Here is a 25,851-nt window from a genome sequence, read left to right as displayed (position 1 = left end):
CCTCTGCAAGCAACGGGGTATGTTCGCGCCACCGCTCAAAATTCCTTTAAAGAAGACAATATTTTTCCAAACATTTTTAGTTTAGAGCTTATTGAATAATCAGTAATGCATGTTGAAAAGTCGCAATAGGTCTATAATATCATAGTATCCATTCCTGTTTTGCATATTGCAAAAGTTACAGTAGGTAACCACTTTTCTTATAGGCTCTAAGAAAAGGAGATAATTCAAGCGGCAATATAATATAGACAAGTGGTCGATAAACTCAAAAATATTCGAGAGATCGGTGGCAGTCTTTTCCAACCCTACGTTTTTATAAGACTTGGGAAGCCAGAATTCCTTCCCCTTTACTCAATAAAAATCGTATTTTAAAACCTAATTTCTAAAAATTTAATTTCTTAAAGTTTTTAATTTATCTTCCTTGATTCATTTTATTTTGCGACTTATGTTGTAACGAAAACCATTGCAGCTACAACTGTGGTCCATTTTCCATCCTTGTCACCGTTTGCGGTCTGACACATATGGAATGTGTCAAAGATATGCCCGCTTGCCTTGTAGACCTGCTCCCTCTCATGCCAGGCCATTTCTGCGTTAAATTCTATGCCAAGGGTGGTTGCAAGCATTGTAGCCGCCAGGTCTTCAGCATATTCTCCTGCAATAATTTCTTCTTCTCCAAAAGAATGATGTTCGGAAATGTACCCGTAGTTGTCCTCATTTACAGGAACCGCAGTTCCTATAGCTGCAGCCATTAAACGATGAGGCTCGTTAGTATCATTTCTTGCAAGTACACAATGGACAATAGCACCAGGTTTTAACTCTGAAAGTCCTTCTTCTCTGGGTACGACTTTGCAATTCGGGGGCAGAATACTCGAAACACTTACAAGATTGAATTTCTCAATTTTTGCAGCCCTTAGCGCAAGTTCAAAGGATGCTAATCGGTCTTTGTGTACCCCGGTACCCTTTGTCAAAAATGCTTTTCTTGGGATCATGTTAACTCCTTTAGGACTATACGCAGTTGAACTGAAGAATCAAAACAGCATCAGACCGTTAACTGTCTAAAATGTGACTTTAATCCACAGTCTTTGCTATAATTGATTTTGTTCCTCAAGTGCGTAAGTCCTATCCTTAAGGGATTTATGCATTTGCTATGCGGTTTCCATTGTATGAGCAACCGATACGCATTCTAAAATTTCCAAATTTATTCGGAAATTTTTTAATTGTTGAAAGCTGAACTATTGGGCTGATAGTCCTATCTTTCATTTCTGAAACGTACACCAGAGTTATGAACTTTATCCTTTTCACTTATTATTTTCAGAGATAGAGAGTTCTCCACAGGAATTACAATCCAGCGAATGAACCTGACTGGTTAGTTCTGTAAGGTCCTCATCTTTTTTCTCCTGTCCAGAAAGAGCTTTTTCATAGACATTAGAATTTGCAATCCCTTCAAAGATAAATCTTGTCTCTATCGGAATTTCACCTGCATGGACTTTTATATCCTTTTTTTGTACATTAACTGTAACCTGGTCAGGGAGAAGTCCGGATTCGGCCATATAATCAAGAATCAGCTTTCTTCCAAACGCCTCAGCAAACTCCAGGGCTTCACTCCGTATTATGAAATGCCTCCTTCCTACAGGTGTGTACACAAAGACCCCTTTTGTTTTAAGGTCATACTTGGACTCACTGTAAAGCGTGCGCACTGTAATCTCAATGCGTTTTGTCCCTTTTCCTGCAAGAGCTCCGACGGCATTTCCAACCTCTGAGTATTCAGGAGCAAAGACTTCGGCATCTATAAGCTTCTTCAGTTCATCCACATAAGCCCTTACCGGCCCTCCAAGCAGGACAACAGGGATATCTACTTTAAAACGAGCGAAGAAATTGCCATCAAGCATTTTTTCAATTTCGGTCCTGTCTACTCCTTCCATTAGAAAAGCAATGAGGTCTCGGGCCATGTTTCTGGCAAAAAGCCGCTTCACATTTAGACAGAACTCAGTCCTGTCAATCCCTATGAAGTTTGCAAGCAGAGTAGCTCCAATTTCCGAAGCTTCAGCATTCCATTCAGTATATTCACCAAGCACATGCAGGGCATCTGTTGGGGTAAAACCTATTGCCTGAACAAGCCGCTTCTGAATTAAAGAATCCATTACTCTCTTTGGAGGAAGGATATTTCTGTCCCAGTAGATATCTTTGAGGGAACGCGGCTCGTCCCGTATAAGGGCAAGGAGCTCTTTTTCCTCCCGGTTCAAATTGACAGGTTTCTGCTCGGTCCGGATAAAGAACTTTGTTGCCTGAATATGTTCGTTCAGCTTGAGCCGGTCCGGAATCCAGCGCTTTTTCAGAGTGTTCATAAAATCGGGGTACAGGACTGCTGCCCTGCAGAGAGGAATAACCCGCCTGGGACCTATGTGTATATTGCCGCTCTGAACCCAGATATGACTGTCTCCGCCCATAGCCGAAGTTTCCATACGCAGCGCCCTTACTTTTGTTTGCCAGCCACCCACAACTGCTCCTGCCTCACTGAGGTCTGGCAGTCCTTTATGGACCAGGGAGACGTCCGTGCTTGTTCCTCCAACGTCAATTACAGCGCAGGTCTCTTGCCCGGACAGATAGGAAGCCCCAAGGAGACTTGCTGCGGGACCTGAAAAGACCGATTCTATGGGTTTTTTCATAGCCTCCTGCATGCTCACTACAGAGCCGTCGCAGCGGAGCATGGCAATTCTCGGGTTGAGGCCTCTTCTTTCGATCTCAGTTACTATCGTTTTTAAGAAGCCCTCTGCCACAGGCAGGAGTTGGGCATTGAGGTAGGCAGTAACTCCCCTTTCGTAAGCCCCGAGCGACTGTGCCAGTTCATGCCCGCATACAACAGGCAGCCCTGTCAATTCCTGGATCAGGGTTTTTACACGCAGCTCATGCTCCGGATTTCGCACGCTGAAGTAAGAAGAAACTGCAAAAGCCGAGACCCTGTCTTTTATTTCAAGTACGAATTTTTCTACTGCCGGCAGGTCAAGGGCTGCGACTTCCTCGCCATTACTGTCATGTCCTCCCTTTACCATAATCCAGTTCTCAATTCCCGAATCTTCAGGAACATCATAATTTCCGATAAGGATGAGCCCAACAGGATATCCTGTTCCTTCAAGGATAGTGTTGGTGGCAAGAGTAGTTGAAACCGAAACTACAGTCACGAGCTTTAGCTTTTCAGTGTCAAGTCCGTCAATTGACTTTTCTATTCCTTTGATAGGGTCAGGATAGGTTGTGAGGGCCTTGTTTGAGCATACAACTTTTCCATCCGATTTTCTAATTAAAACCGAGTCAGTATAAGTTCCACCTGCATCAATGCCCAGATCATATGCCATTTTTGAACTACATTCCATTTTTATATCTCCACTTTTATTTTCAAACGTTTTTGCGTTACTCTTTCCTTGCCATTTGTAATGCTGTTCCTTTTATGCCATTTTTAATTACTTGCTGATGTTCTGACAGCAAAATCAGGACATTACGTCCAATTCTGTTTGGTCATCAGGAGCTGGTGAGAGACTCAAGACCAAACACTGAATTAATTATTGCATTATTGCACTATTGAGGGTAAATATAAATATTCCGGGAGATTTTCGAAACTCAAACTTTTGGCATTCCAACTCCAACAAAAACAAGCTTTGTCTCTAGGGGTACTGCCCCTGCTTCACTAAGAGAGATATCTTTTCTACTGACCTCGATCTGGATCTGCCCTTTGTCGAGCCCGGCTTCGGTCATGTATTCCATGATGAGTTTTCTTCCCAGAGCATCGGCGTATTCCAGAGCGGCTGGGTAGCTTCCAAAGGTTTCCCTGCCCTGAGGTGAAAATAGAAGAACAAGCCTTTTCTTATCTTTTGAGTAGGCGCTTTTGATCAGGATTTCAATTCTTTTTATGCCCTTGCCTACGACGGCTCCGACCGCATTTCCTACTTCAGCATGCTCCGGGATTATGATGTCGGCATTGAGAATTTGTTTCAACTCTCTGGTGTATGCGACTACAGGGCCTCCTATCAGCACCACAGGGATTTTCATCCTGAACTGTGTAAACCTGTCGGAAAGCAGGATTTTCTCGATTTCGGAAGACGGCACATCCTTCTGGATAAAAGATATTAGATTTAAGGCCATATTCCTTGCAACGTCCTGTTTTATCTGTTTGCAGATCTCGATATGGTCGGTTTCGGTATATCGTTCCAGAAGTTTTGCTCCTACCCTTGAGGCTTCTTGATCCCAGGCTGTATATTCCCCGAGCACATGAAGCGCATCGGTTGGGGTAAAACCTATTGCCTGGATCAGGCGTTTTCTTATGAGCGAATCAAGTAAACCCGGAGAAAGCGTTTTCTGGGTCTCCCAGAAAATATCGTTAAGCGATACAGGAAAATCTCCTATCCTGTCGAAGAGTTCTGTTTCAAATTTTCCGAGGTCTGAGGGTTCAATACCAGTCCTTACAAAAAACCTGGTAGGTTGCACATTTTCATCAAGGTGCATAGCTCCAGGAATTCTTCCTTTTTTCAGGACTTCAAGAAAACCAGGGTATTTAACCGCTGCAACGCAAAGTGGGATAACTCGCCTTGGACCGATATTTATTTTCATGTTCTTGATCCAGACATGGCTGTCCCCTCCCATTGCTGAGGTTTCCATCCGGATAGCTTTTACCTTTGTCTGCCAGCCTCCGACTACAGCGCCTTCCTCACAGAGTTCAGGAAGACCGTTTTCGAGTATGGAAACATCCGTACTTGTCCCGCCTACATCAATAACTGCACATGTCTCAAGCCCTGAAAGATGGGATGCTCCTACAAGGCTTGCTGCAGGTCCCGAAAAGATAGACTCGATTGGTTTTTCCAGGGCTTCGTTAATGCCTACAACCGAACCGTCGCATTTGAGCATCAGCAGCCTCGAATCCATTCCTCGCCTGGAGATTTCTTCCCTGATTGAGTGAATAAACTGGTTTGCAATAGGAATCAACTGAGCATTCAGGTAGGCTGTAATCCCTCTCTCGTAGGCTCCAAGGTCAAGTGAAAGTTCGTGCCCACAGACCACAGGCATCCCAGTAAGCTCCTGGATGCGGGCTTTGACTGCCAGCTCATGAGCAGGGTTTCGGATACTGAAGTAGGAAGAGACTGCAAAGGCTGAAACTTTATCTTTAACCTTACTGACAAAAGCTTCTACAGCTTCCATATCAAGGGAAATCAGTTCGGCTCCGTGATGGTCGTGCCCTCCTTTTACGATAGTATAAAATTCAATATCCTTTCTTTCCGGGATTTCATAATCTCCTACAAGGATCAAACCTACAGGATAGCCATTTTTTTCAAGGATTGTGTTTGTGGCAAGCGTTGTTGAGACCGAAACCATTTTTACGTCTTTTAAATATTTCTCATCCAGCCCGTCGATGGAATTTTTAATTCCTGTGAGCAGATCAGGATAGGTGGTAAGCGCCTTGTTCGAATCCATCACTTTGCTATCTGAGTCCCGAATGATGATCGAATCAGTGTAGGTGCCTCCTGCGTCAATACCCATGCTGTATTGTATCTAAATGCCTCCTGTTCATTTTTTAGAATTGGGGTTCATGAATTGGGGTTCATGAATTGGGGTTCATGAGATAGTTTATATAGTTAAAATTGCCAAGTATATATTATATTTAAAAGTATTTTATTCATGTGCATAATATGCTATTTGGAAAGTTTAGGTGTCCTCTTTATATTACGGTATTAGCGAAAGGAAAAAATTGCAAACCTTCTCTTAATGAAGAAGTTAAGAAAGGGCTAAAAAATTAGGGCTCTTCGTTGTTTTGTGTGGATATCCTCATAATATCCTCATAAAAACCGCGGTCTTGAATTGAAAATCATCTTATCCATAGGGAACGGCGAAGAGCCAAAATTAGTGAACTACTTATCAATCTACTAAACTACTTATTAATCCACTGAGCTACTGATTAATCTACACTTCATTCAGGTATCTCTGCAGCTTATCCGCAAGTTTGCCGATATGAATACCATCAACAAATGCGTGATGAACCTGAACTGCAAACGGCATCATAAGTTTGCCTTCTTTTTCCTGATATTTTCCCCAATCAAATATGGGCTGCGCTTTTTCCCTGTTTCCGAAATCCGTGTGCGAAATATGCGTAAACGTTATCCACGGCAGGGCAGAGAATTGATATACATCGTCTTCCACAGGTCCTGTAAAATGTTCTTTTTGATTTTCTGCCGTTACGGTTGCCAATTGTACAAACTTCTCAATCGTGTCCTGCATGGGAACATATACTACCTTAAATAACTCTGTTTCTTTATCCAGATATGTAAATGAAGTATCAATGGACTCATATAACACAACTTCGCCATCAAGAAAACGATACCGAAATTCCTCTGTTTCATTTGCGCATTTCGTAACAGCAAATATAAATGCCAGCGTAAATGACAAGTTATTTTCTTTAACGCGCTTTTTAAAATTCGTCACATCAAGTTCAAAACTCACACAATATTGAGGCTGGACTGCATTCCTGTATATTTGGCAATAATCTTTTCTTTTCCATGTTTCAAGGTCTATTTTTTGGTATCTGTTTCCCATATTTACGCCTTCGTCCTAATACAATCTACATTACGATATATTTCTTTTTTAGTTTCACGACCCAGGCAGACTAGAAATCTTTCGGAAAAGCTAAACTGCAACACTAATTATGAAATCCTAAAAATGGAAATTCATTTTTATAATTAATTTGACTACCAAAAGCTAAAATCGCACTTTTTACTCTAAACGTCTGAAAACATGATTAGTCCAAAATATATATGAATAAGCTTATTGCTTCGCTTGATATAGGGTAAATGTAATAAAATACTAAGAGATCTATTTGTCGTTTTTAATAATGTTTACTGATGTTGAATAATTAATACTTATTTCCGTTATATTATATCTGTTCTTTTCACATTACATATATCAGTGAGACAATTATTTTCTTTCAAAAAGAGGTGTCCAGTTTGTAGACCACCACAAGATCCCAATACTGTTGTTTGGAATATTATCTTCAAACGCTAAAAGAAGCTGACAATTATCATAGCCATAAACAAAATCTGAGTTAATTAAGTATGAATATTTATTTACTAGTCTATTAATTTCTTGCCTTTCTTCACAATCAAATAAGGTTCCATCAATTACTTGATTACTTTCATCAAGAATATATTTGCATAGTACTTTTGTATTGGTTTTTTGTTCGATCTTGTTGATCCCTTTTTTTAGTGCTATTAAAACGATTAAGATTACTTCCGAACAATTTTTTATTAATTGAATATTTTTTTTATACCATTTTATATAAGTATTACCTGAACCTATAAAATCATCTATCAAAATCAATTTATCTATTTTACCATTTTTTTCTATTAATAATTCAATTTCTTCTGTTTTTTTGAACAATTTTTCTTTAATTCTACTTTCTTCCTGAAAATGTTTAGCTAAATGAGTGGATCCGCTTGTTATATCTCCAACACATGAGAAAAAGCAATTTTGAGACGTATCCAAATTGATTTTAGAATGTAATAAATTATTGGAAGAATCTATAAGTTGTTTAAGGTTTTTGTTAGAAACATATGTCAACTTATCCAATAATTTTAAAGCAATTAATCTTTCTTCTTTAGTATCGAAATTTAATAACCAATTTTCAATTTTATCCTGTGGAATCAATCCTTCCCATCTTTTTATTCGTAGAATTAATTCGGTTTCAATTTCATTTAGAAGACTGTTGACTTTAGGTTTATTTTTTATTATACTTAACTCATTTTGAATTAATTCATCGATCTCAGAAATTCGTTTTTCTAAGTGAGTCTGTTTATTAACTATTTCTTTCTTTTTATAAATAATGAGATCACTAAGAAATTTTGAAATTGAATCATTATCCCACTTTTGACCTTTAAACGAAATACGATCTCGACTTACTTCATTAGAAAATCTAAAATCATTAGAACTGAAATAGTCAAATGCGCGTAAATATAGAAATAAGTCTCTGACAATTTCGTCCAATATTATTTTTGTTTTTAATACTTCCGCCTTTTTTACTTTTAATATTTCTTCATCTAAATGAGGAAGCTCAGATATTTTAATCTCTGGAATTTTAACTTTTGATAAATCGATTAGTACTTTTTCAAATATAGTAAGTAAATAATATAAAGGAACTAATTGGAAAATAAAATTTAAAAGTTCATCGTCTTTAAACTCTAAAATAACAAAATTTGATGGAAGTTGTCCTAAGAAGTCTTCAAAATAATTATTCGATTTGGAACATATTAATTTATCACCTATCAAAGTAAATAATTTTTTAGGCTCAATTCTAAGTAAAGACAATGCATTAAACTCTACTTTTTCGCTATATTTATCTTCCTGATTTAAAGAGAAGTTTACAAAAAATTCGACTTTTTGTTTCAATGTGGGACGATCTATAGGTGCCATCGATTTTTCATTATATTCAATATCAAAAATGAATTTATAGTCATGAATATCATAAACATATATAGAAAGTAATTTTAAATTAGGTTTTTCAAATCTCAACTCATTTTTATAAAAGAAACCATGAAACTGTTCAGGTAGTGATTCTTCTATTTGAACTTGCAGATCTTCAAATAGTTGAAAGCATTCAATTAGACTATCAGTATCATTCTTCGAAAATTTCTCATAAAGATCTTCAACATTCAAATCGCATTCGAATATCAAAGAAAAATGATACCCGAAAAAATATCCAAAATGAACACAGATGGAAGAAACGTTCTTCGGCAAATCTGTATTCAGCAGAATATGATTTATAGACAACTGCATAACTTCTTTAGATTTGTTATCATTTATATGAACTAAGTCCTTTCCACTAATAGATCTAGAAAAATCGTTTATTGCTTCCTGTTGATTAAGATCGAAAAAATCGAAGAGGAATATTTTTTTATGTTTTCTTGAGATTTTTAAAATATCTTCTAAATCAATCTTTTTGTCAGTTTTTTGCGAAGAACTCACATTTGGATGAGGAGAATATAACCTTAAATTTTGAGGCTTGGCTATTTGACTCGGAATATTTAGGGATGCTTTTAGACCTTTAAGTGGATTGGTGGACACTGATAAGAAACCAGTGACTAATTCAGAATTTAAGTTTTTACTCATATTATTTAAGGATGCTTGCAAACTTGAAAGAGAGCTGAGTGCTGTATATATATCATCATCTAATTTTGATGAACAAAGAATTTTATCTTCTACTTTAAAAACAGAAGATGATATTTTTTCATTAGAATTAATTGACTTCTCATCTTTTTCGGTCATATTATGTCATTATGTTTATTTCTAGAGTAAATAAGTTTGTTTGAGATCAAAATGGAAATAATGATAAGTTCTGTCAAAAATGAACTTTTTAATTAACATTAAACTTCTTTATTTTTCAAATATTACGGGCATTACTACGAAACCTATGCATTATTGTAAATAGAGCTAATTATAAAAATCGATTCTTGACTAATTCCTTAATCCTTTTGTCTTTTGCTTCTTTTTGCAAACAGGTAATGAGCTTATTTCAATTTTTTCAAAATTTTTTATCAAATCGAACACATCCGTCGGGTCTGAGAAACATATTAATTCTTATTCTAATTTTTTCACTACTATCGCTGTCGCTTCTATTTTTTTGTCAGTGACCGCCCAAATGCCCACATAGTGGGCATTTGGGCGTTGAGGGGAGTTAATAGAGCTCTGATTTCCAAGATAAGCTCATATTAAGAATTAGTTAAAGTAAAGAAGGCTGTATAGAAATCCCCAAAATTAGAATTTAAGCGAGAAATTTCTACTATTCCATTCGATTTCTGATTTATGTAAAATTAGTACCAAAGCCTTCGTCAGGTATTTAATATTTTTATTAAGTGTAATCTGATATCTAACTGATGGTAAGTTAATAACCAAAAGTTATAATACAACCATGAGTTATAATATAACCATTGGTTACAATGTTCTAGTGAGACTACCTTCGGGCAGAATCCTACACAACTGATGGAGAAAATGAAATGAAAATGGAATCTGCGAAATTAGTTTATTTTTCACCTACCGGAACAACAAAAGCGGTTGTTAAGGGCATTGCGCATGGTATTAATCAAGGCACCGTGGAATTAATTGATATTACCAGACCGGATGCAAGAAAACAACCGTTGCAGATATCGGAAGATGAATTGCTTGTTGTTGGAGTTCCCGTATATATGGGGAGAGTGCCGGCATTATTAAATGAATGGCTGAATACAATTCAGGCTCATAATACACCGACTGTTTGTGTTGTGGTTTATGGCAATCGAGCATATGAGGATGCACTGCTCGAACTAAAAAATATTGTAATGAAATGTGGGTGCATTCCCATTGCCTGTGCAGCATATATCGGAGAACACTCATTCTCAAATTCCGAGACACCAACAGCAGAGGGACGTCCCGATAAAGATGATTTACACCATGCAGAACTATTTGGACAGAAAATACGTGAAAAACTACAATCTGTTTCATCAATCTCTCAGGTTTCTGATGTGCATGTGCCTGGCAATTATCCTTATGGAGGAGTTACAAAATTGTGGACTGTTGATTTTATCGCGGTCAGTGACGAGTGTTCACAGTGCGGAACCTGTGCAGAGGTATGTCCCGTTGGTGCTGTTGATGCAGAAAATTCCCGTTTGATTGATATAGAAAAATGCATTACCTGCTGTGCGTGTATCAAAAACTGCCCGCAAAGTGCCAGATCGATGAAACCCGGGCTGGTTAAAGACGCATCAGTGCGTCTCCATACGCTACATAGCCAGCGAAAAGAGCCTGAATGTTTTATCGAATGAATATATTCCGAATATATCCAGAATATATCTCAAATATATCTCGAATATATCTCGAATACATCTCGAATATATTTCGAATATATCCCACTGATAAAAGTGGAAAATTAGAATACATTCATTCCTTAAATCATATAACTAACAACCATAATTTAAATATAAATATAAATATAAATATAAATATAAATATAAATTTATAAATATAAGTCAGGTGGAGTGGAACTATGGGAATCGCCGATAGAAGGCAACGAGAAAAGGAACAGCGAAAAACAGAGATTATCGATGCAGCCGAGCGTCTCTTTTTTTCTCGAAGTTATGAAGATGTTTCTATGGAAGACATCGCCCGCGAGGTTGAACTGAATAAGGCTACCATTTATCTATATTTTAAAAATAAGGAGACACTTTTCGCAACCATTGTACTTCGCGGTATCCAGATCCTTAAAGAAAAATACATGGAATGCATGGAAAAACAGGTACCGGGAATTATCAAGGTAGCCCTGATGGGTCAGGCCTATTACCAATATGCACAGGAATACCCCGATTATCTTCGAATGATCCATTTTTACGGTTCTGAGCGTTTTTCCAAAGAGAACCCGTGTACCGCAGAGATTGGAAAGGGATATGGAACCTGCCGTCTTATCCTGCGGGATGCGATCCAGGAGGGTATCGATGATGGTACAATCCGTGCAGATCTCGATCCATTTCTTACCTCAATGTACCTTATGATCTCCTTCATGGGTATCCTGTCAATGGAAAATAAATGGAAACTGGTGATCGAGGCAGAGGGGTTCAGCTACAAGCAGTTTGCCAGTGAGTTTTTCCGGTTCATCACTCCTTCTATCTCTTCAGGTGAGATGTCTCACAAAATGGATGTCAAAGATTTCGCATCGTTTGGATTCTTTTTAACCGAGCCTGTGGCGCCTGAGAAGAAAAAGAAAGAGCAATCTTAAATTTTTTGAAATATCATGTTGAATTTTTTTGCCTCTATTGCATTTCATATTTTTGATTCTCGCCTACTCCATACAAGATAGGCAAGTTCAGCATGATATCATAAGATCGCTGGTTTTGTTCTACAAGAATCTAATCTATTTGGAGTGATCTTATTTGCATCTGTTCCAAAAACGCTATCATGAAAAATATTGATTTTCAAAAAATACTACGGAATGTGGAATATAATATCAATCAGATACAAATTGACCATCAACCTGTTCGGATGGGACAAAATAACACGTTTGTAATGATTCGTATCTTAATTAAAGGCAAATAACTATTATATTTATGAAAAAATCAAAAATTTTTATATAGTATAATTTACATTTTTTTATTATGTGTGAGGTGCTCAGGCAAACTGGAAGATAAGACTGAACGCCTCATGCCCAAAGGGCATGGTTATTTGCTTTAATTAGTTATAAAGTTTAGGTAGCCTTGCCTCAGAATTAAGTGAAGAGGTAAGAAAATGAAGAATACCAGAAACAGAATAAAAATTGCTTTACTATTTATGACGATGCTGATTTTAAGTATGGTATTTGTTTCGGGCGCAACTGCTGAAGCTGTAACTGATGAAATCGATCAAGAAGTAGAAGTAGCACTGATAGAACAAAATCCAGAACTTGATCTTAATCCTGACACTACAATAAAATCATACGATACTGAAAAACCTTATTGGTATTTACTTGAAGCAGACAAGGATCAACAAAAAACACTATTGAAATATATTGATGAATGCTATACTTCTAAACAAGAAAAGAATGAAATGAAAAAGTCAATGAAAGATATTTGGAACAGATACCCCGATAGTATTACAGAAGAAGATATGATTGTCTTAGGACAAATCGATGTAGCAATTGCTGAATATTTGAACGATAAACATGGTGTAAACGACAGGGTCTCAGTAAAATGGACTGCAACTCCTCATCAAAAGATGACAAGAATTGCTGTCAAAAAAGTTGGAATCACTGATTATTACGCAGATATAGCATCAAATGCTGCAGATGATCCAGATACCTGGCCATATCCTCAAATCTGGCAGTCATACAACCATTACTATGATCCTGTGGCAGACAACGGTCTTGCAGCTGTGAACTGCGACAGCCACGCTGGTGTCGCCGCGGCATATTATGATGGGGGACAACTTTCAGCTGCATATACTGAGTTAGGATATGCTAGCCACTACTTGATAGATGTCGGAAATCCACTGCATACAGGAATGGTAACAAACCAGACTCTGAATCAATGGGTTCATTATGACTATGAAGATTATGTCACTGCAAATTGGAACAGCAATTATAACTTTGAATCTGTAGTAAGCAATAATAATAACGATTATTACGTGTCAGATCCAGAGGCTGCGGCACAAGATTTGGCAGAATATTCAAATGCATACTTGAGTTCACTGTGGATGGAAATTTATTACAACGAGAATACATGGGAAAGCAGTGCAACTGTAAAATTAAATACAGAAAGAGTTCTCTTAAAATCTGCCAAGTATAATATAGGCCTTGTTAAATACATGAGAAGGTGAATCTTCTCATTTTTCTCATTTTTCAGTTAAGGATGATGAGACAGTGAAAAAGATAATTACTTATTTCTTATTAATACTTTTATTGATTGTATTAAGTGGACTATACGTTGTAGAGATGAATCTAAGAGACTGGAGAGCTGACGAGTTAAGGCCACATTACGAATATACGGTAAAAATAGATGGTCTTTCAGGAACTGAAGTATCGGGAACAACTAAAATTTTAGTTCCAATTCCTGCAACAAAAGAAGGAGTTTTTGCAATCACACCTTCTCAGGAAAAACCGTCTTTTTTCAAAAGTCTCCTACAAGAGTATGTTTTCCACACGCCAGAGAAGTACATAAGAGGAATATATTTTGAAAATACTACTGAGTCACTTGACAATAAATCACTAAATGGAAACTGGACAACTTCTATTGTAAGTACCAAGCATGGTCCAATGCTAGAATTTAGGACAAACGAATCTGTGCTTGCAGATATTTCCTTTTCAAAGATTGTAGTATTGGAACAGATGAACAATGAAGACCCTATTAATGAAAGCAGTCCTATTTTATATCCGATTGCAAGTGAAGTATCATCAGTAGGAGAAGATTATCAATACTTTCGATCAATGTCTCGAGTAATCACATATGAAACTTATATTGAAATGAGTGATAATATCAACAGTAAGGACATTATCAACAAGGACATAAAATTTGATATTAGCCTTGAAGTCTATCCAGATGTTACTGAACGCGATGGAGATAAAGGTACTTATAAAAATAAATTGGATGTCGTTGTTGCCGAATCTGGCGAATTAAAAAAGAATGCCACAATTGAAACATATTTTTAACTTATTTTTATTCCATGAATTTGGAGAGAGTAGATCGCTATTAAAACAGTATTAGTAATAACAATCATATTAATATCATTAACAACAGTCGTGGAATCAATTAAGGGATATTTAAAAACAATTGATATAAACAATTGATAGCATGGTGCTTTTCTTTATAAAAAGCGTCCTCAAAAAGTAATACAGTTAAATTAAGTTTTGGGATAAGCTCATTCGTTAATTATACAGTTTCCCATTTGCAGTATTTCCGAGAAGAAAAAACCTTGAATTAAGTTTCCAAAAAGCTGACATGAATCATTCACACCAACATACTGCCTGTCATTCTTAAAAATAGTATCATTGTTTGCTCCTATTTCTATTTTGGAACCGTCTCTCTGATAAAATGTGCATGTCGTATCTGCAGGTCCACCACTAGCTTCTCCATATCGAAAACTTAATATTTTTACACCATTGACAGCTTTCTCGATATCTTCATCATCAGTGAGATTAATGGTTTTGTTTCCCTGCATAATTTGCACAGATACGATATTCGTTTTTTCCAGTTCTTGGGCAACAGGTAAACCATGTACAAGATAAAAATATACCAATAAAATAATAGTTGTAATAACAAACGGTATTACAAAATTTGTAATCTTTTTGATCATTTTATTTTAACTCCGTTGTATTTCGCAAAGATTTCATTGACACTTAACACCATTGATACAGTATCTCCGAACTCAGGTTATGGAATGAAAAAAACCTGGCACACGACAAGTCCGATTAACATCCTGAGAATGATAATGAGAATGATAAAAAGAATTAAAAAGAGTGCAGTGGAAAGAATAAAACTCTGAATTGAAAATTGAATTCTTAATCTGGCTTTAAACTTCCAGCCCTTCTTCTTTAAGGAAATAGTCAATCAGTTTTCTTGCAATGCTTATTTTCCCAGGCAGCCCAGGCAGGTTTTCAACCGAAAACCATCCGGCATCCTCGATCTCAAATCCATCGGGTTGTATCTCCCCGGAATCGTACTCCGCAGTAAACCCTATCATAAGAGAATTAGGAAACGGCCAAGCCTGTGTCCCGAAATAACTGATATTTTTGACCTTAATTCCCACTTCTTCCCTGGTTTCTCTGACTACCGCAGCTTCGGCTGATTCACCTGGCTCAACAAAACCGGCTATCAAACCATACATGCCTGGAATGAAATTCGGGGACCTTGCCATTAAAACCTCATGCTCTTTTCGTATAAGTACGATCACGGCAGGCGAGATTCTCGGATAGAAAAGCTCCCCGCAGTCAGGGCACTCCTTTCCCCTTTCGCCGGGTTTTTGCATGGTCTTTGCCCCGCATCGGCTGCAATACTGGTTTGTTCTGTCCCACTCCATAATCTGGACTGCTTTATTCACAAGTGCAAAGCACTTCTCACTCATTTCCGTATACGCCTGTCTGAGGTCCGCAAATTTCATTCCCTCAGGTGCCTGTGCATCTTCAGGCAATTCCACGGAATAGCAGTGAGTTCCCTCAAGTGTTCCGAGATACTGTTCCCTAGTTCCCGAAAGCCCTAGCTCTCCAAAGTCCAGCATTTTTGGGATTGCTCCGGGGTTTTTATTAAGCTTGAGGAGAACCTCGCGTCCCCGGAAGATAAACCAGAGCGCTTTTTCCGTCCTGTTAGCTGGCGGCTCGATGCCTATGATAAATTCCGGGAAGGATTCCGGGCAAATGGGATTTTCCCTGTCTACTGGGGTCATAATGTTCATACCTATTGTTTTTGTTCTATATATGGTTACAGGAACATTTTATTTCAGGAGCAATTTATTTGATGGTCAATTTGTATCTGATTGATATTATATATTTGAAAATGATATGTTTATACTATGGGAAAACGAGGTCCAAAACCACGATTCATTGACGTTGCTTGTCCGAACAAAAACTGCAAACTCTATGGTCTTACTAACCAGGGCAATGTTGTTGGAAATGGAACTTACATAAGTCGTGGAGAAAAAACAAGAAGATCTGTTTGTCACCAGTGTGGCAAAGTATTCAACGACCATACAGACACTTTTTATCATAATCTTCGGAAAGCTGAGAAAACTATTGATTTAGCTTTAAAAATGTCTATGAAAGGTATGAGCATTGAAGCCACTGCCGATGTTTTAGAGGTAGAATCTGCCAGTGTAAAACGATGGTTAGCTCGTGCAGCTAACCAATGCGATAAAGTAAATTTTTGCACCAAGTTGTAGGCTAATACTTGACTTTGTAATAGGACCAAGAAAACAATATGTTGCGGATAAGTTAGTTGAGTCAGTTAAAAAACATCTTTCTGATAAAATCCCTCTTTTTGTCACAGATGGGTTGAACTTTTATAGAGAAGCTCTTTTGAAACATTTTGGAGTTTTGATTGAGTTTCCAAGAACTGGGAAAAGAGGAAGACCAAGGAAACCAAAAATCTTTCCCCCTGATGATTTGAAGTATGCACAGGTAGTCAAAATAAGAATAAATGGAATACTTAAGAAAGTTGAGAAGAAGACTATTTTTGGAAAAGACATTGAGCAAAGCGAAATCTCAACAACTTTAATTGAAAGACAAAACCTGACTTTTAGGCAGGATAACAACAGAGTTTCAAGAAAAACAATAGGATTTTCAAACCTACGTTCCGCATTTTTAGGCGCATAAAGGCTCTCCGATGTTGTATTATGCGCTTAAACTATAAGCACATACTTTATTTGATTGAATTTCAAAATCGGCATCACGTGAGGGCGTATATCTGTAATAATGCTTAATATGCGCTTAAAATATGGGAACTAAGGTTCAAAAGCCAAAGAATGGTTAGAGTATCAAATGAGGTTATATTGTACCCACTTTAACTTCTGTAGAGGTCATGGAGGATTAGGGTACAAGGATGAAAGAGGAGTTGAATGCAAAAATACACCTGCAAGAGAGGCAGGAATTGTGGAATCAATATGGACCTTAAAGGAATTGCTGACATTCAGGTGTTTTAAAACATCAATCGGATAAAAATGGACTATCAATACTTAAGTTAAGGACTAGAATTATTGCAGCGGTTCTCTGCTTTGGTTTCTTTTCTCGCAGTTTTTTCTGAAGCGTGAACGACTACTAAGCTAAACACTTAATGGCTTTTCATCTTTTTTCTAGGTTAAATCAATAACCTGCGGATAAGACTAGATTTTCAAATTTGTTACAACCTTAGTTTGACAGTTTGATTTTTATGTTGGAAGATTGTTTTCATATCCATTGGAATGATAAGTAACATTATTTCAACAAATTTTTGCCCATTTTTTACGATTCAATTTGACAGATGATTCTCTTTCTCTTGATAGCTATTTTTATGATTTTTGACCAAATTTTTGGTATAGAATTTGACAGATAGTATGAATCTCAGATGAAATATAGATACTATCCAAAAAGTCAGATGCCAAAAGTGCTAAAATGGGACAAAAATCTCTACTAATTTGCCTTATAGTAATTATGAAGCTGGAAAATCAGAGGTAATTTAACGAAATTTATGAATACTGTCAATTGATTTTTGACAAAAATTGAAGCTTCTCACTAAAGTTAATTTATACTGTCAAACTAAGGTTACAATCCTTTGAAAATGTTTTCATTATTGAGGTCTTAAGATATCAAATGAGCCTATTCCCAAAACATTATCTAATCCACTATGGACAGCAACACTAAAACTGCCATTTTGACATTATGATGGTTTTGGGATAGACTCAATATTAAATTTAATTGCAGAAAATTTTTCATCTGCAAGTTCGGTATTTTTGGAAAAAAGAAGAGCTAAACCTCCTTCATTTCAATGGCGAGATACAGCCCGTAAACTTCAACAAAACGACAAATCTAATATTTTTATATTTCAATTCATTGGTCATCGGTTAAGGATTTATTTCCTTCTTCTGTTACTCTTTTTGAATCCAATTTTTCATTTATTACTCAAACCATTCATCTCTAAACCTTTCTCTGTTTACATGAGGATCTAATGCTTGACTTTCATATACGCTCATTATCGTTTCAAAAGTTCTTTGAATTCCACATCTATGCAGAATTACTGTCAATAAATCTGATGCATTCTCTGCAAATATTGTACTCCAACGTAACTGCGTATATCTAGCCATTTTTTCAGGATGAGTTGTTGATTTTCTTACAAGAGAATATATTCTTCTGCTAACGATTAGTGTCAATATTGCTGTCCAGATTAGAGCTTCAATTACCTGCACATTCTTTGTTTCAAGAACGTCCAGCGAGTATTTGCTTTTCAATTCCTTAAACAACAGTTCTATGTCCCATCTTGCCTCATATAAGTTTGCAATGTCTTTTGCATTCAAAATATCTTTCTGAATATTTGTGATGTAAATGTGGTATTTTTCATCCTCATCGTTATATACGGCAACAAGACGTACATTTATCTCGTCCTGTTTTTGCTTGCCTTTATACTCTCTTCTTTTGAATTCTATTTTTACAACTGCATCAATATCTTTTCCAGAAAGTTGCTTAATACATTCACTAACAGGTTTTCCAGCGAACTCTTTGCTTTTTGTCTTAGAAAGTCCCTCTTCAATAGAAACAAGAATAGGGTCTATATTCTTCCTAATCCTTGAGACAAAATATCCCCCATTTTCTTCAACTCTTGCAAACATTTGAGTTTTGTAGAAACCAAGATCAACAAGGAGAATACGGTCTTTGATCCAGGGACCTATTTTTAATGTCTTTATTTCAGCTGTTTTTTCAGAGTACAGAGCAACGGTTCTAGGTCCGTTAGCAACTGCACTTACCATAACTCCAACTTTTACTCCTGCAGCTACTGTTCTTGATCTTGCTGCAGGAAACTTGTCTGCTAACGAGGAATGGAGACGAACAATTGTGCTGTCCTGAATGACAACATCTTGGAAGGTTTCGAGTTTCTTGCTAAGTTTCCTACCAGGTTCTTTTGCAAGCTCTCCCATGCCATGAATTACACACTGGTGAAGAAACTCAACAAGTTCTGGAGTGAAACGATAGTACCAGCTGCTATCGCTTATGGTTTTTTGTGACTCAGTTTCATATTCGCGTTTCAAACTGGCAAGTGTACGCTGTAAGCGTACACCAAAACTGAGAGTTAAAACCCAAAAGATAATGACAGGGTCAATTTTACGTTCACGTACTATAAGACCAGTTTCTTTGGCAGTTTGCCTTAACCACTCTTCGGGAAACATTTCCCGAAGAGAGTCTTCAAGAGTAAGTGGGGGACAAGGAGACATAGATACAGAGATATTTATATTACTAATATAAAAAACACATACAAGAGAGGGAATTTAATGCTTAACCGATGACGCATGTATTTCAATTAGCCAAAACAGTTTTATGCAGGCGCATGCACAATTAACAGTAAGTTCCCATTCTTCGAACTCTTTAATTAATTACACCAGTATAGGCAAAGTTGGATAATTTATAGGTAAATAAGTCCATATTTAGTATTTATCAACTTAAATAATACTTTTATACATTAATATTGGATAATATTTTCTTTTATACTTATTTTTGAATATGGGTTAAGACATATACTCAAATAAATAATTTATGGCCAAATTAGTAAACCGTAAAAATATTAGAAAGTAATCCAGACCGAAATTCGTTTAAGAATCATACAGTTAGAGAAATTGGCCGGAATAGTTATAAGGAGTTAAAAAAGAGAAGTTTATGGAGTTTGAAAGTACTTCCAGGTAAACCAAACTCCATAAGACAAGCCCCGAGAGGCAGTTATCATGATTAGCTGTGCGAATATTTAAGCTTGCCTGATTCTGCCTCCTAGGTGCTAAATAGGAGTATAAAATATGAAGTGTAATAAAAGTAGAACAGGCATATTTTTATTAGTAATGCTACTAGCTAGTATTGCGTTAATACCAGCTGCAAGTGCACAAGAAAATGCGACTAAAAAGGAGCTTTCCTTTGGTCCAGGAACTCTTGATGAACTGAAAAAGGATACGAATTTTATTGCTGCACATGGAAGTATACCAGCTTTCGAAACTTTGGAAGAGAGGCAACAGTGGCTTGATAAGCTTAACAAAACATATACTAAAGCTAATGAAAATTATGATAAGAAAATATCAAAGTATTTCTATCCAAATGGTTCTGTTATAGCTTATGGTTATACTATTGATGGCGTTCTTAAGGTTGTAATCGAAAAAGGACAAGAACTGGATAAAACCAAAGAAAATGAAATCTATAATCTATTTTCTAAATATGGACAAGAAATTGGAGTAAAAGATACTCCAGTAGTATTTGTATATGGAGATTTTCCTGTACCAACCAGTCGTACTAGCTCATGGAGGCCCTTAATTGGAGGCATAAAAATAGTTTCAGATGGTAATGGTGGTTCCGTGACGTCAACTCTTGGTTTCGCTGCAAGGACCGATAGTGGAACTAAAGGTTTTGTTATTGTTGAGCATGCTGCACCATTTATTGGGAGTAGTGTATATCAACCCACTGCATCGAGTGCCAATTTAGTAGGAAGAGTAGCCAAATATAGCAACACTCGTGCAGACGCTTCATGGGTTCCTTGTTCTAATGTTAGACCAGTGATATATGATTATGATACTGATCATACAAGAAATGTAGTATCATATGGAGATCCCGCGGTAGGAGACATGGTTTTTAAATCGGGTATAGCAACAGGAAGAACAAATGGATATGTTACTGAGACAGGAACATACAGGTACAATTCCGGTGTTGGACGAACTTTATATAATCAATGTATTGCAGCATATAGGTGCGACGGTGGAGATAGCGGTTCTCCTGTATATATTTTAAGTGGTACCGGTGCTAAGATTGTGGGAATCCACTGGGGAGGAGTGGGAACACATTCTTCAAATGGCTACTCGACTTCGATATTTTCTCCAGTTTCTGGGATACACAACGATTTAGGTGTATATCCTCTTAAAACATAAACGTGCAATTAGAAAATTTTGTTAGTACAGTTCATTTTTGAAAAAAAGATGCAACATAATAACATATTATGCATTATTCAAAGTTGAGCCATACTAACTATTCCTTTATTTTTAATAAAGTCTAGTCATATTCAAAGAAATATTGAATTAAGAGGAGGCTACATGGGCTTAAAAATATCATATGTTCTATTATGTGTTGTTTTAGTAAATATTATAGGGAACTGTGTTTCAGGTTCTTGTTCCCAAAACGGAGATGGCATTATGGAAAATTCAAGTAATAATAATTCTGAGAATGCAGATAACACTCCACAACGTTTACCACTTACCTTTGGTCCGGAAACTCTTGATAAACTGAAAAGTGGTCCAGATTTTATCGCTGCTTATGGAAGTATACCCGCATTTGGAAGTTCGGAAGAGAGAGACCAATGGATTGATACTCTTAGCAAAATAATGGAAGAAATCAATGCAAATTTTGACCATGAAATGTCAAGGTATTCCTATCCAAATGGTCCCGTAACAGGATGTGGTGTAACCATTGATGGCGTTCTAAAGGTAGGGATCAACAAGAGTGAGAAAGTTGAAAAGCCTTTTATGGACGAAATATATAAGATCTTTGACTCAAAAGCAAGCCAGATGGGGCTTAAGGAAGTCCCTGTGGTATTCGTGTATGAAGATAATCCTGTGCCAACTGTTGCTACTGAAACACCAAATTTGCCTATATCTGGAGAAAAAAATACAGGAAGACTAAATAATTCAAATAATGATTCTGAACCCAATAATGGAAATATTTCAAACATAAATAGCTCAAGTGAAAATGACTCTAGCAAAGAGAACTCTACTCCAGGCTTTAGTTTATTGGGAGGCTTGATCTGTCTTTATGGAGTGGGGAAGTGCAGGAAGAAGTAAGTAATACAGGGCTTGGTGCCAGACAACTGAATGGCATAATGTCTTTTTACGTGTTTATTTTCAGCCTCTTGAGGAAAAAAGAAGTGCTAATCCCCTTCAACGTCAACAAAACAGCAAATTTAAAATTTTATATTTCAGAGGTTAAAACAATTTTATTCAATGTCCTCCTTTGGCCTGAATCCCCATGCTCTACCTTTTAATTTTTACATAATTTACCTTGGTCAACCAGTTGTAGTAACCTATTTTTGTAAGTATTGGGTTGCACCCTACTTTCTCGGCAACCTCGGTTGCAGTGCAGGTAGCTTCAGCCATACATTCATCTACAGCTTTTAAAAATTCATCATTCTCAAACTATTTTGCAAACCAAGAGTCGTCCTATGTTCTTGGTTTTGCTTTCTTCCACTATTTTTTCCAGAAACTCACATACGTTTTGTTCGTCCATTTCTATCTTGGGTACATTCAGATCTTTCATCATACTGTCATTTACTTTATCGCATTGCTCAGCTGCACGAGCTAACCATCGCTTTACACTAGCAGATTCTACCTCTAAAACATCGGCAATGGCTTCAATGCTCATTCCTTTCATAGACATTTTCAGAGCTAAATCAATAGTTTGCGCATCTTTACGAAGATCGTGATAAAAGGTACCTGTATAATCATTGAATACTTTACCGCAATGGCGGCAAAGATATCTTCTTGTTTTTTCTCTACGACTTATGTAAGTTCCATTTCCAACAACATTGCCTTGGTTAGTTAAATATATGATTTTCAAATATATAACATCAATCAGATACAAATTGACCATCTTTAATTTAAAACCACTTATTATTTCCGTTTTTTTCGGCTACAAGTGTTTCGTTTACTCCAGCTTGTAAAAAAGAACCAGAAGAGCAAAATCCATGCACAAAATCCAGACAAAGCGGTGGATCAAACAAGCGAGCGTTTGTGATCGAGCGAACGAGAGCTTGTGATCAAACAAGCGAACAATTGGAAATTGAAGTAAATTAAAAAAGTCTTCGATTTCTGGGAATCTAAATAAAAAGAAGAAGAAATAGAAGAAGAGAAAGAAAAAGAAAAAGAAGTAAAAGAAAAAGAAGAAGAAATAGAAAAAGAAAAAGGGTATGCTTAAAAACAAACCCTATTTATTGGTTTTACTGGCTTTTTTCTTTTTGATTTTACCTGTGAATTCTCCATTCCAGATACTTCATAAACTCCATGGCTATAAGTGTAGTCGAGGCCAATGGAATTATCATTGCCCAGTCGGAAAGCGATAGGGGAACAGTCCTGAAAGCCGTCTGCATAATAGGCACGTAAACCGCTGCAAGCTGCAGGATTACAGTGCTCAGTACGGCATATATAAGGGACCTGTTAGTAAAGATTCCCAGAGAGAAGACCGAATACCTCTCAGAACGCCAGTTAAAGGCATTGAACATCAGGGAAATAACCACCAGGGTAAAGATCAGAGTCTGGATTTTTGGGAGGGAAACTCCATTATTGAGGGACTCGTAAAGGACCCAGATAGACTGGACTGCAATCAAAGTTCCTAATCCAAGGCTTGTTAAAAGCATTCTCCTGGAGACCAGCCCTTCTTTTGCCTTAGTTGGTTTTTGCTTCATAAGCCCCCTGTCAGGAGCTTCCATGGAAAGCGCCATTGGAGGCAGTCCGTCTGTTATAAGGTTAATCCAGAGGATCTGGACCGCAATGACAGGCAGGGTATGCCAGGCAAGTACTCCTACAAGGACTATGAAAACCAGACCAATGTGACAGGTAAGGCCGTAGGCAATAAAGTTTTTAATGTTTTTCAGGATATTCCGGCCCTCTTCGACTGCTGACACGATGGATGCAAAATTGTCATCAGTCAGGATCATGCTTGAAGCTTCCTTGCTGACGTCCGTGCCTGTAATCCCCATTGCAATGCCCATATCTGCGGCTTTCAGGGCAGGAGCGTCATTTACCCCGTCTCCGGTCATTGCAACTATATATCCTTTTTTCTTTAGAGCCTCAACCACCCTCAGCTTATGCTCGGGATAAACCCTTGCGTAGACCGAAACTTTCTCCACGATTTCTTCAAATTCCCTATCGCTAAGGGCTTCCAGTTCGGTACCTGTAAGGACAAGGTCCCCTTCCCGGAAAATTCCGAGTTCCCTTGCGATTGCAAAAGCCGTGGTCTTGTGGTCGCCTGTAATCATTATGGTTCGGATTCCTGCACTGGTACAGGTGGCAATTCCAAGCTTTACTTCTTCTCTTGGAGGATCGCGCATGCCCATGAGCCCTGAAAAAACCATCTCTTTTTCGGCTTCTTCATACAGGATGTCTTCCGGAACCTTGCGGTAGGCAAACCCCATAACCCTGAGAGTCTGGTTTGCCAGGTCGTTTACGACATTCAGGATTTCCTGCTTTCTTTCAGGGGTTAGCTCTTCCTCATGTCCTTCAAGGAAAATTTTCGTACAGGAAGCAAGAATAACCTCAGGAGCTCCTTTTGAATATGCATACAGCCCATCTTCGGAACTGTTCAGGGTAGTCATCATCTTCCTCTCGGAAGAAAAAGGAACTTCCCCTTTACGCTCATGTTTCTCTTCAAGGGCGTTTTTCCAGATGCCTTCTTTAGCTGCTGCGACTACAAGAGCACCTTCGGTAGGGTCACCTGTGATATCCCATACACCTTCGTTCTCAACCAGCCCTGCATCGTTACAGAGGGTTCCCGTAGCCAGCAGCCTATGAAGGTGTATATCTTCAGAAACAGGTTTGTCTCCGTTGAAAAAATCTCCTGTGGGTTTGTATCCCTCGCCTGTAACTTTTAAGAGAGTTCCATTTACGTACACCTTTTCAACAGTCATCTTGTTCTGGGTAAGCGTCCCGGTCTTGTCGGTACAGATGATGTTGGTGGAGCCAAGTGTTTCTACAGACGGCAGTTTTCTTACAAGGGCATGCCTTTTTACCATTCTTCTGACACCAAGAGCAAGCCCGACTGTCACAACCGCAGGAAGAGCTTCCGGAATTGCAGCAACGGCAAGGGCAACTCCCCAGAGAAACATCTCAAAAGGATCAAAACCCTCGATAATCCCGAGTATAGCCACAAAAGCCACAACTATAAGGGTTGCAGTCCCGAGCCAGCGCCCGAACTGGTCAAGTTTTTCCTGAAGGGGCGTTCTTTCCCTTTCAATATCCTCTAAAAGTCCAGCCAGCTTTCCGAAAGCCGTACTCATACCTGTTGCCGTAATAACGGCTTTTCCCCTGCCGTAGGTGACCGAGGTTCCGGTATAAGCTATGTTTTTCCTGTCAGGCTGCGGGGTTTCAGGAGGGTAAATCGCGGTGCTTTTTTCTACAGGAACGGATTCTCCGGTAAGGGAGGATTCGTCTATCTGCAAGGAGAGTGCCTCAAGCAGTCTTGCATCCGCAGGAATCCTGTCTCCTGCCTGCAAAAGCAAAATATCACCCGGGACAAGCAGGGAAGAGAGGACTTTTACCTCTTTTCCATCCCTTACAACCAGGGCTTCGGGGCTTGTCAATGATTTCAAGAGTTTGATTGACTCTTCGGCCCTGTACTCCTGAACAAAACCGAGCACGCCGGCAAGGATTACTGTAAACAGGATAACAAAAGCGTCAACAAACTCTCCGAGAAAAGCGGAAACCAGTGCTGCAGCAATCAAAATTATAATCAGAAAACTCTTGAACTGGGAAAGAAAAAGTTTTACAACCGAAGTCTTTTCTTCTTCTTTAAGTTCGTTTTTTCCGTATTTATCGAACCGTTTTTCCGCTTCTTCCGAACTCAGCCCGGTTTCTTCGGACGTGTTCAGAGTTTTTAGAACCGCATCTGCGGCTTCATCATAATACATCCAGTTTTTATCT

16 protein-coding genes and 3 pseudogenes are annotated in these 25,851 nt (G+C 37.8%); 9 read left to right on the top strand and 10 right to left on the bottom strand.

The window, feature by feature from the left end:
• Positions 1 to 440: 440 nt before the first annotated feature.
• The 5 genes from MSBRM_RS10540 to MSBRM_RS10520 all read right to left on the bottom strand — a co-directional run bounded on the left by MSBRM_RS10540 (position 441) and on the right by MSBRM_RS10520 (position 9,291).
• Positions 441 to 986, bottom strand: a complete 546-nt coding sequence (locus tag MSBRM_RS10540) for a pyruvoyl-dependent arginine decarboxylase (RefSeq protein WP_048117070.1) — start codon at positions 984 to 986, stop codon at positions 441 to 443.
• A gap of 309 nt (positions 987 to 1,295) precedes the next feature.
• Positions 1,296 to 3,347 (bottom strand): hydantoinase/oxoprolinase N-terminal domain-containing protein, encoded by a 2,052-nt coding sequence (locus tag MSBRM_RS10535; RefSeq protein ID WP_048122773.1) that lies wholly within the window; start codon positions 3,345 to 3,347, stop codon positions 1,296 to 1,298.
• A 262-nt stretch (positions 3,348 to 3,609) separates the two neighbouring features.
• Positions 3,610 to 5,520 (bottom strand): hydantoinase/oxoprolinase N-terminal domain-containing protein, encoded by a 1,911-nt coding sequence (locus MSBRM_RS10530; RefSeq protein ID WP_230668840.1) that lies wholly within the window; start codon positions 5,518 to 5,520, stop codon positions 3,610 to 3,612.
• 420 nt (positions 5,521 to 5,940) lie between these two features.
• Positions 5,941 to 6,570, bottom strand: coding sequence for a CatA-like O-acetyltransferase (locus tag MSBRM_RS10525; RefSeq protein WP_048155643.1), 630 nt, complete (start codon positions 6,568 to 6,570; stop codon positions 5,941 to 5,943).
• A gap of 378 nt (positions 6,571 to 6,948) precedes the next feature.
• Positions 6,949 to 9,291: a phosphoribosyltransferase-like protein gene (locus tag MSBRM_RS10520; protein WP_048117073.1), complete on the bottom strand. Its 2,343-nt coding sequence runs from the start codon at positions 9,289 to 9,291 to the stop codon at positions 6,949 to 6,951.
• Positions 9,292 to 10,019: 728 nt separating this feature from the next.
• Between MSBRM_RS10520 and MSBRM_RS10515 the strand changes: the two genes are divergently transcribed.
• The 4 genes from MSBRM_RS10515 (at position 10,020) to MSBRM_RS10500 (ending at position 14,170) form a co-directional block, all read left to right on the top strand.
• Positions 10,020 to 10,823, top strand: a complete 804-nt coding sequence (locus MSBRM_RS10515; RefSeq protein ID WP_048117074.1) for an EFR1 family ferrodoxin — start codon at positions 10,020 to 10,022, stop codon at positions 10,821 to 10,823.
• 221 nt (positions 10,824 to 11,044) lie between these two features.
• Positions 11,045 to 11,770, top strand: coding sequence for a TetR/AcrR family transcriptional regulator (locus tag MSBRM_RS10510; protein WP_048117077.1), 726 nt, complete (start codon positions 11,045 to 11,047; stop codon positions 11,768 to 11,770).
• A 506-nt stretch (positions 11,771 to 12,276) separates the two neighbouring features.
• Positions 12,277 to 13,341 (top strand): phospholipase C/P1 nuclease family protein, encoded by a 1,065-nt coding sequence (locus MSBRM_RS10505; RefSeq protein ID WP_052712831.1) that lies wholly within the window; start codon positions 12,277 to 12,279, stop codon positions 13,339 to 13,341.
• A gap of 43 nt (positions 13,342 to 13,384) precedes the next feature.
• Positions 13,385 to 14,170, top strand: a complete 786-nt coding sequence (locus MSBRM_RS10500) for a hypothetical protein (protein ID WP_230668838.1) — start codon at positions 13,385 to 13,387, stop codon at positions 14,168 to 14,170.
• Positions 14,171 to 14,379: 209 nt separating this feature from the next.
• On the opposite strand, the gene MSBRM_RS10495 is transcribed toward MSBRM_RS10500, so the two are convergent.
• On the bottom strand, positions 14,380 to 14,814 hold the full coding sequence (locus tag MSBRM_RS10495; RefSeq protein WP_048117078.1) for a hypothetical protein: 435 nt from the start codon (positions 14,812 to 14,814) through the stop codon (positions 14,380 to 14,382).
• Between the two features lie 216 nt (positions 14,815 to 15,030).
• Positions 15,031 to 15,900 (bottom strand): NAD(+) diphosphatase, encoded by an 870-nt coding sequence (gene nudC, locus MSBRM_RS10490; RefSeq protein WP_048155640.1) that lies wholly within the window; start codon positions 15,898 to 15,900, stop codon positions 15,031 to 15,033.
• A 126-nt stretch (positions 15,901 to 16,026) separates the two neighbouring features.
• On the opposite strand from nudC, the pseudogene MSBRM_RS19555 reads away from it, so the two are divergent.
• Together MSBRM_RS19555 and MSBRM_RS20405 are read left to right on the top strand one after the other, a co-directional pair.
• Positions 16,027 to 16,804 (top strand): annotated as a pseudogene (locus tag MSBRM_RS19555) (IS1 family transposase); the annotation flags it as partial.
• 156 nt (positions 16,805 to 16,960) lie between these two features.
• Positions 16,961 to 17,167, top strand: a pseudogene (locus MSBRM_RS20405) (IS1 family transposase); the annotation flags it as partial.
• A gap of 935 nt (positions 17,168 to 18,102) precedes the next feature.
• Here MSBRM_RS20405 and MSBRM_RS10475 read toward each other — a convergent pair.
• Positions 18,103 to 19,410, bottom strand: coding sequence for an IS4 family transposase (locus MSBRM_RS10475; protein ID WP_048155637.1), 1,308 nt, complete (start codon positions 19,408 to 19,410; stop codon positions 18,103 to 18,105).
• A 573-nt stretch (positions 19,411 to 19,983) separates the two neighbouring features.
• Here MSBRM_RS10475 and MSBRM_RS10470 point away from each other — a divergent pair.
• The 3 genes from MSBRM_RS10470 to MSBRM_RS10460 all read left to right on the top strand — a co-directional run bounded on the left by MSBRM_RS10470 (position 19,984) and on the right by MSBRM_RS10460 (position 22,202).
• Positions 19,984 to 21,096, top strand: a complete 1,113-nt coding sequence (locus MSBRM_RS10470; protein ID WP_230629114.1) for a S1 family peptidase — start codon at positions 19,984 to 19,986, stop codon at positions 21,094 to 21,096.
• A 162-nt stretch (positions 21,097 to 21,258) separates the two neighbouring features.
• On the top strand, positions 21,259 to 22,002 hold the full coding sequence (locus MSBRM_RS20855; RefSeq protein ID WP_176722093.1) for a hypothetical protein: 744 nt from the start codon (positions 21,259 to 21,261) through the stop codon (positions 22,000 to 22,002).
• Positions 21,987 to 22,202: a hypothetical protein gene (locus MSBRM_RS10460; protein ID WP_048117083.1), complete on the top strand. Its 216-nt coding sequence runs from the start codon at positions 21,987 to 21,989 to the stop codon at positions 22,200 to 22,202. The genes MSBRM_RS20855 and MSBRM_RS10460 overlap by 16 nt, the downstream gene beginning before the upstream one ends.
• 233 nt (positions 22,203 to 22,435) lie before the next feature.
• Here MSBRM_RS10460 and MSBRM_RS10455 read toward each other — a convergent pair.
• Positions 22,436 to 22,807: pseudogene (locus MSBRM_RS10455) on the bottom strand (transposase); the annotation flags it as partial.
• A gap of 370 nt (positions 22,808 to 23,177) precedes the next feature.
• Positions 23,178 to 25,838 (bottom strand): calcium-transporting P-type ATPase, PMR1-type, encoded by a 2,661-nt coding sequence (locus tag MSBRM_RS10450; protein ID WP_048155635.1) that lies wholly within the window; start codon positions 25,836 to 25,838, stop codon positions 23,178 to 23,180.
• Positions 25,839 to 25,851: the final 13 nt, after the last annotated feature.

Origin of the sequence: Methanosarcina barkeri MS, assembly GCF_000970025.1 — an archaeon.
In the GTDB taxonomy this organism is placed as follows: Archaea; Halobacteriota; Methanosarcinia; order Methanosarcinales; family Methanosarcinaceae; genus Methanosarcina; species Methanosarcina barkeri.
This window is presented reverse-complemented; position numbering and strand designations above follow the sequence as displayed.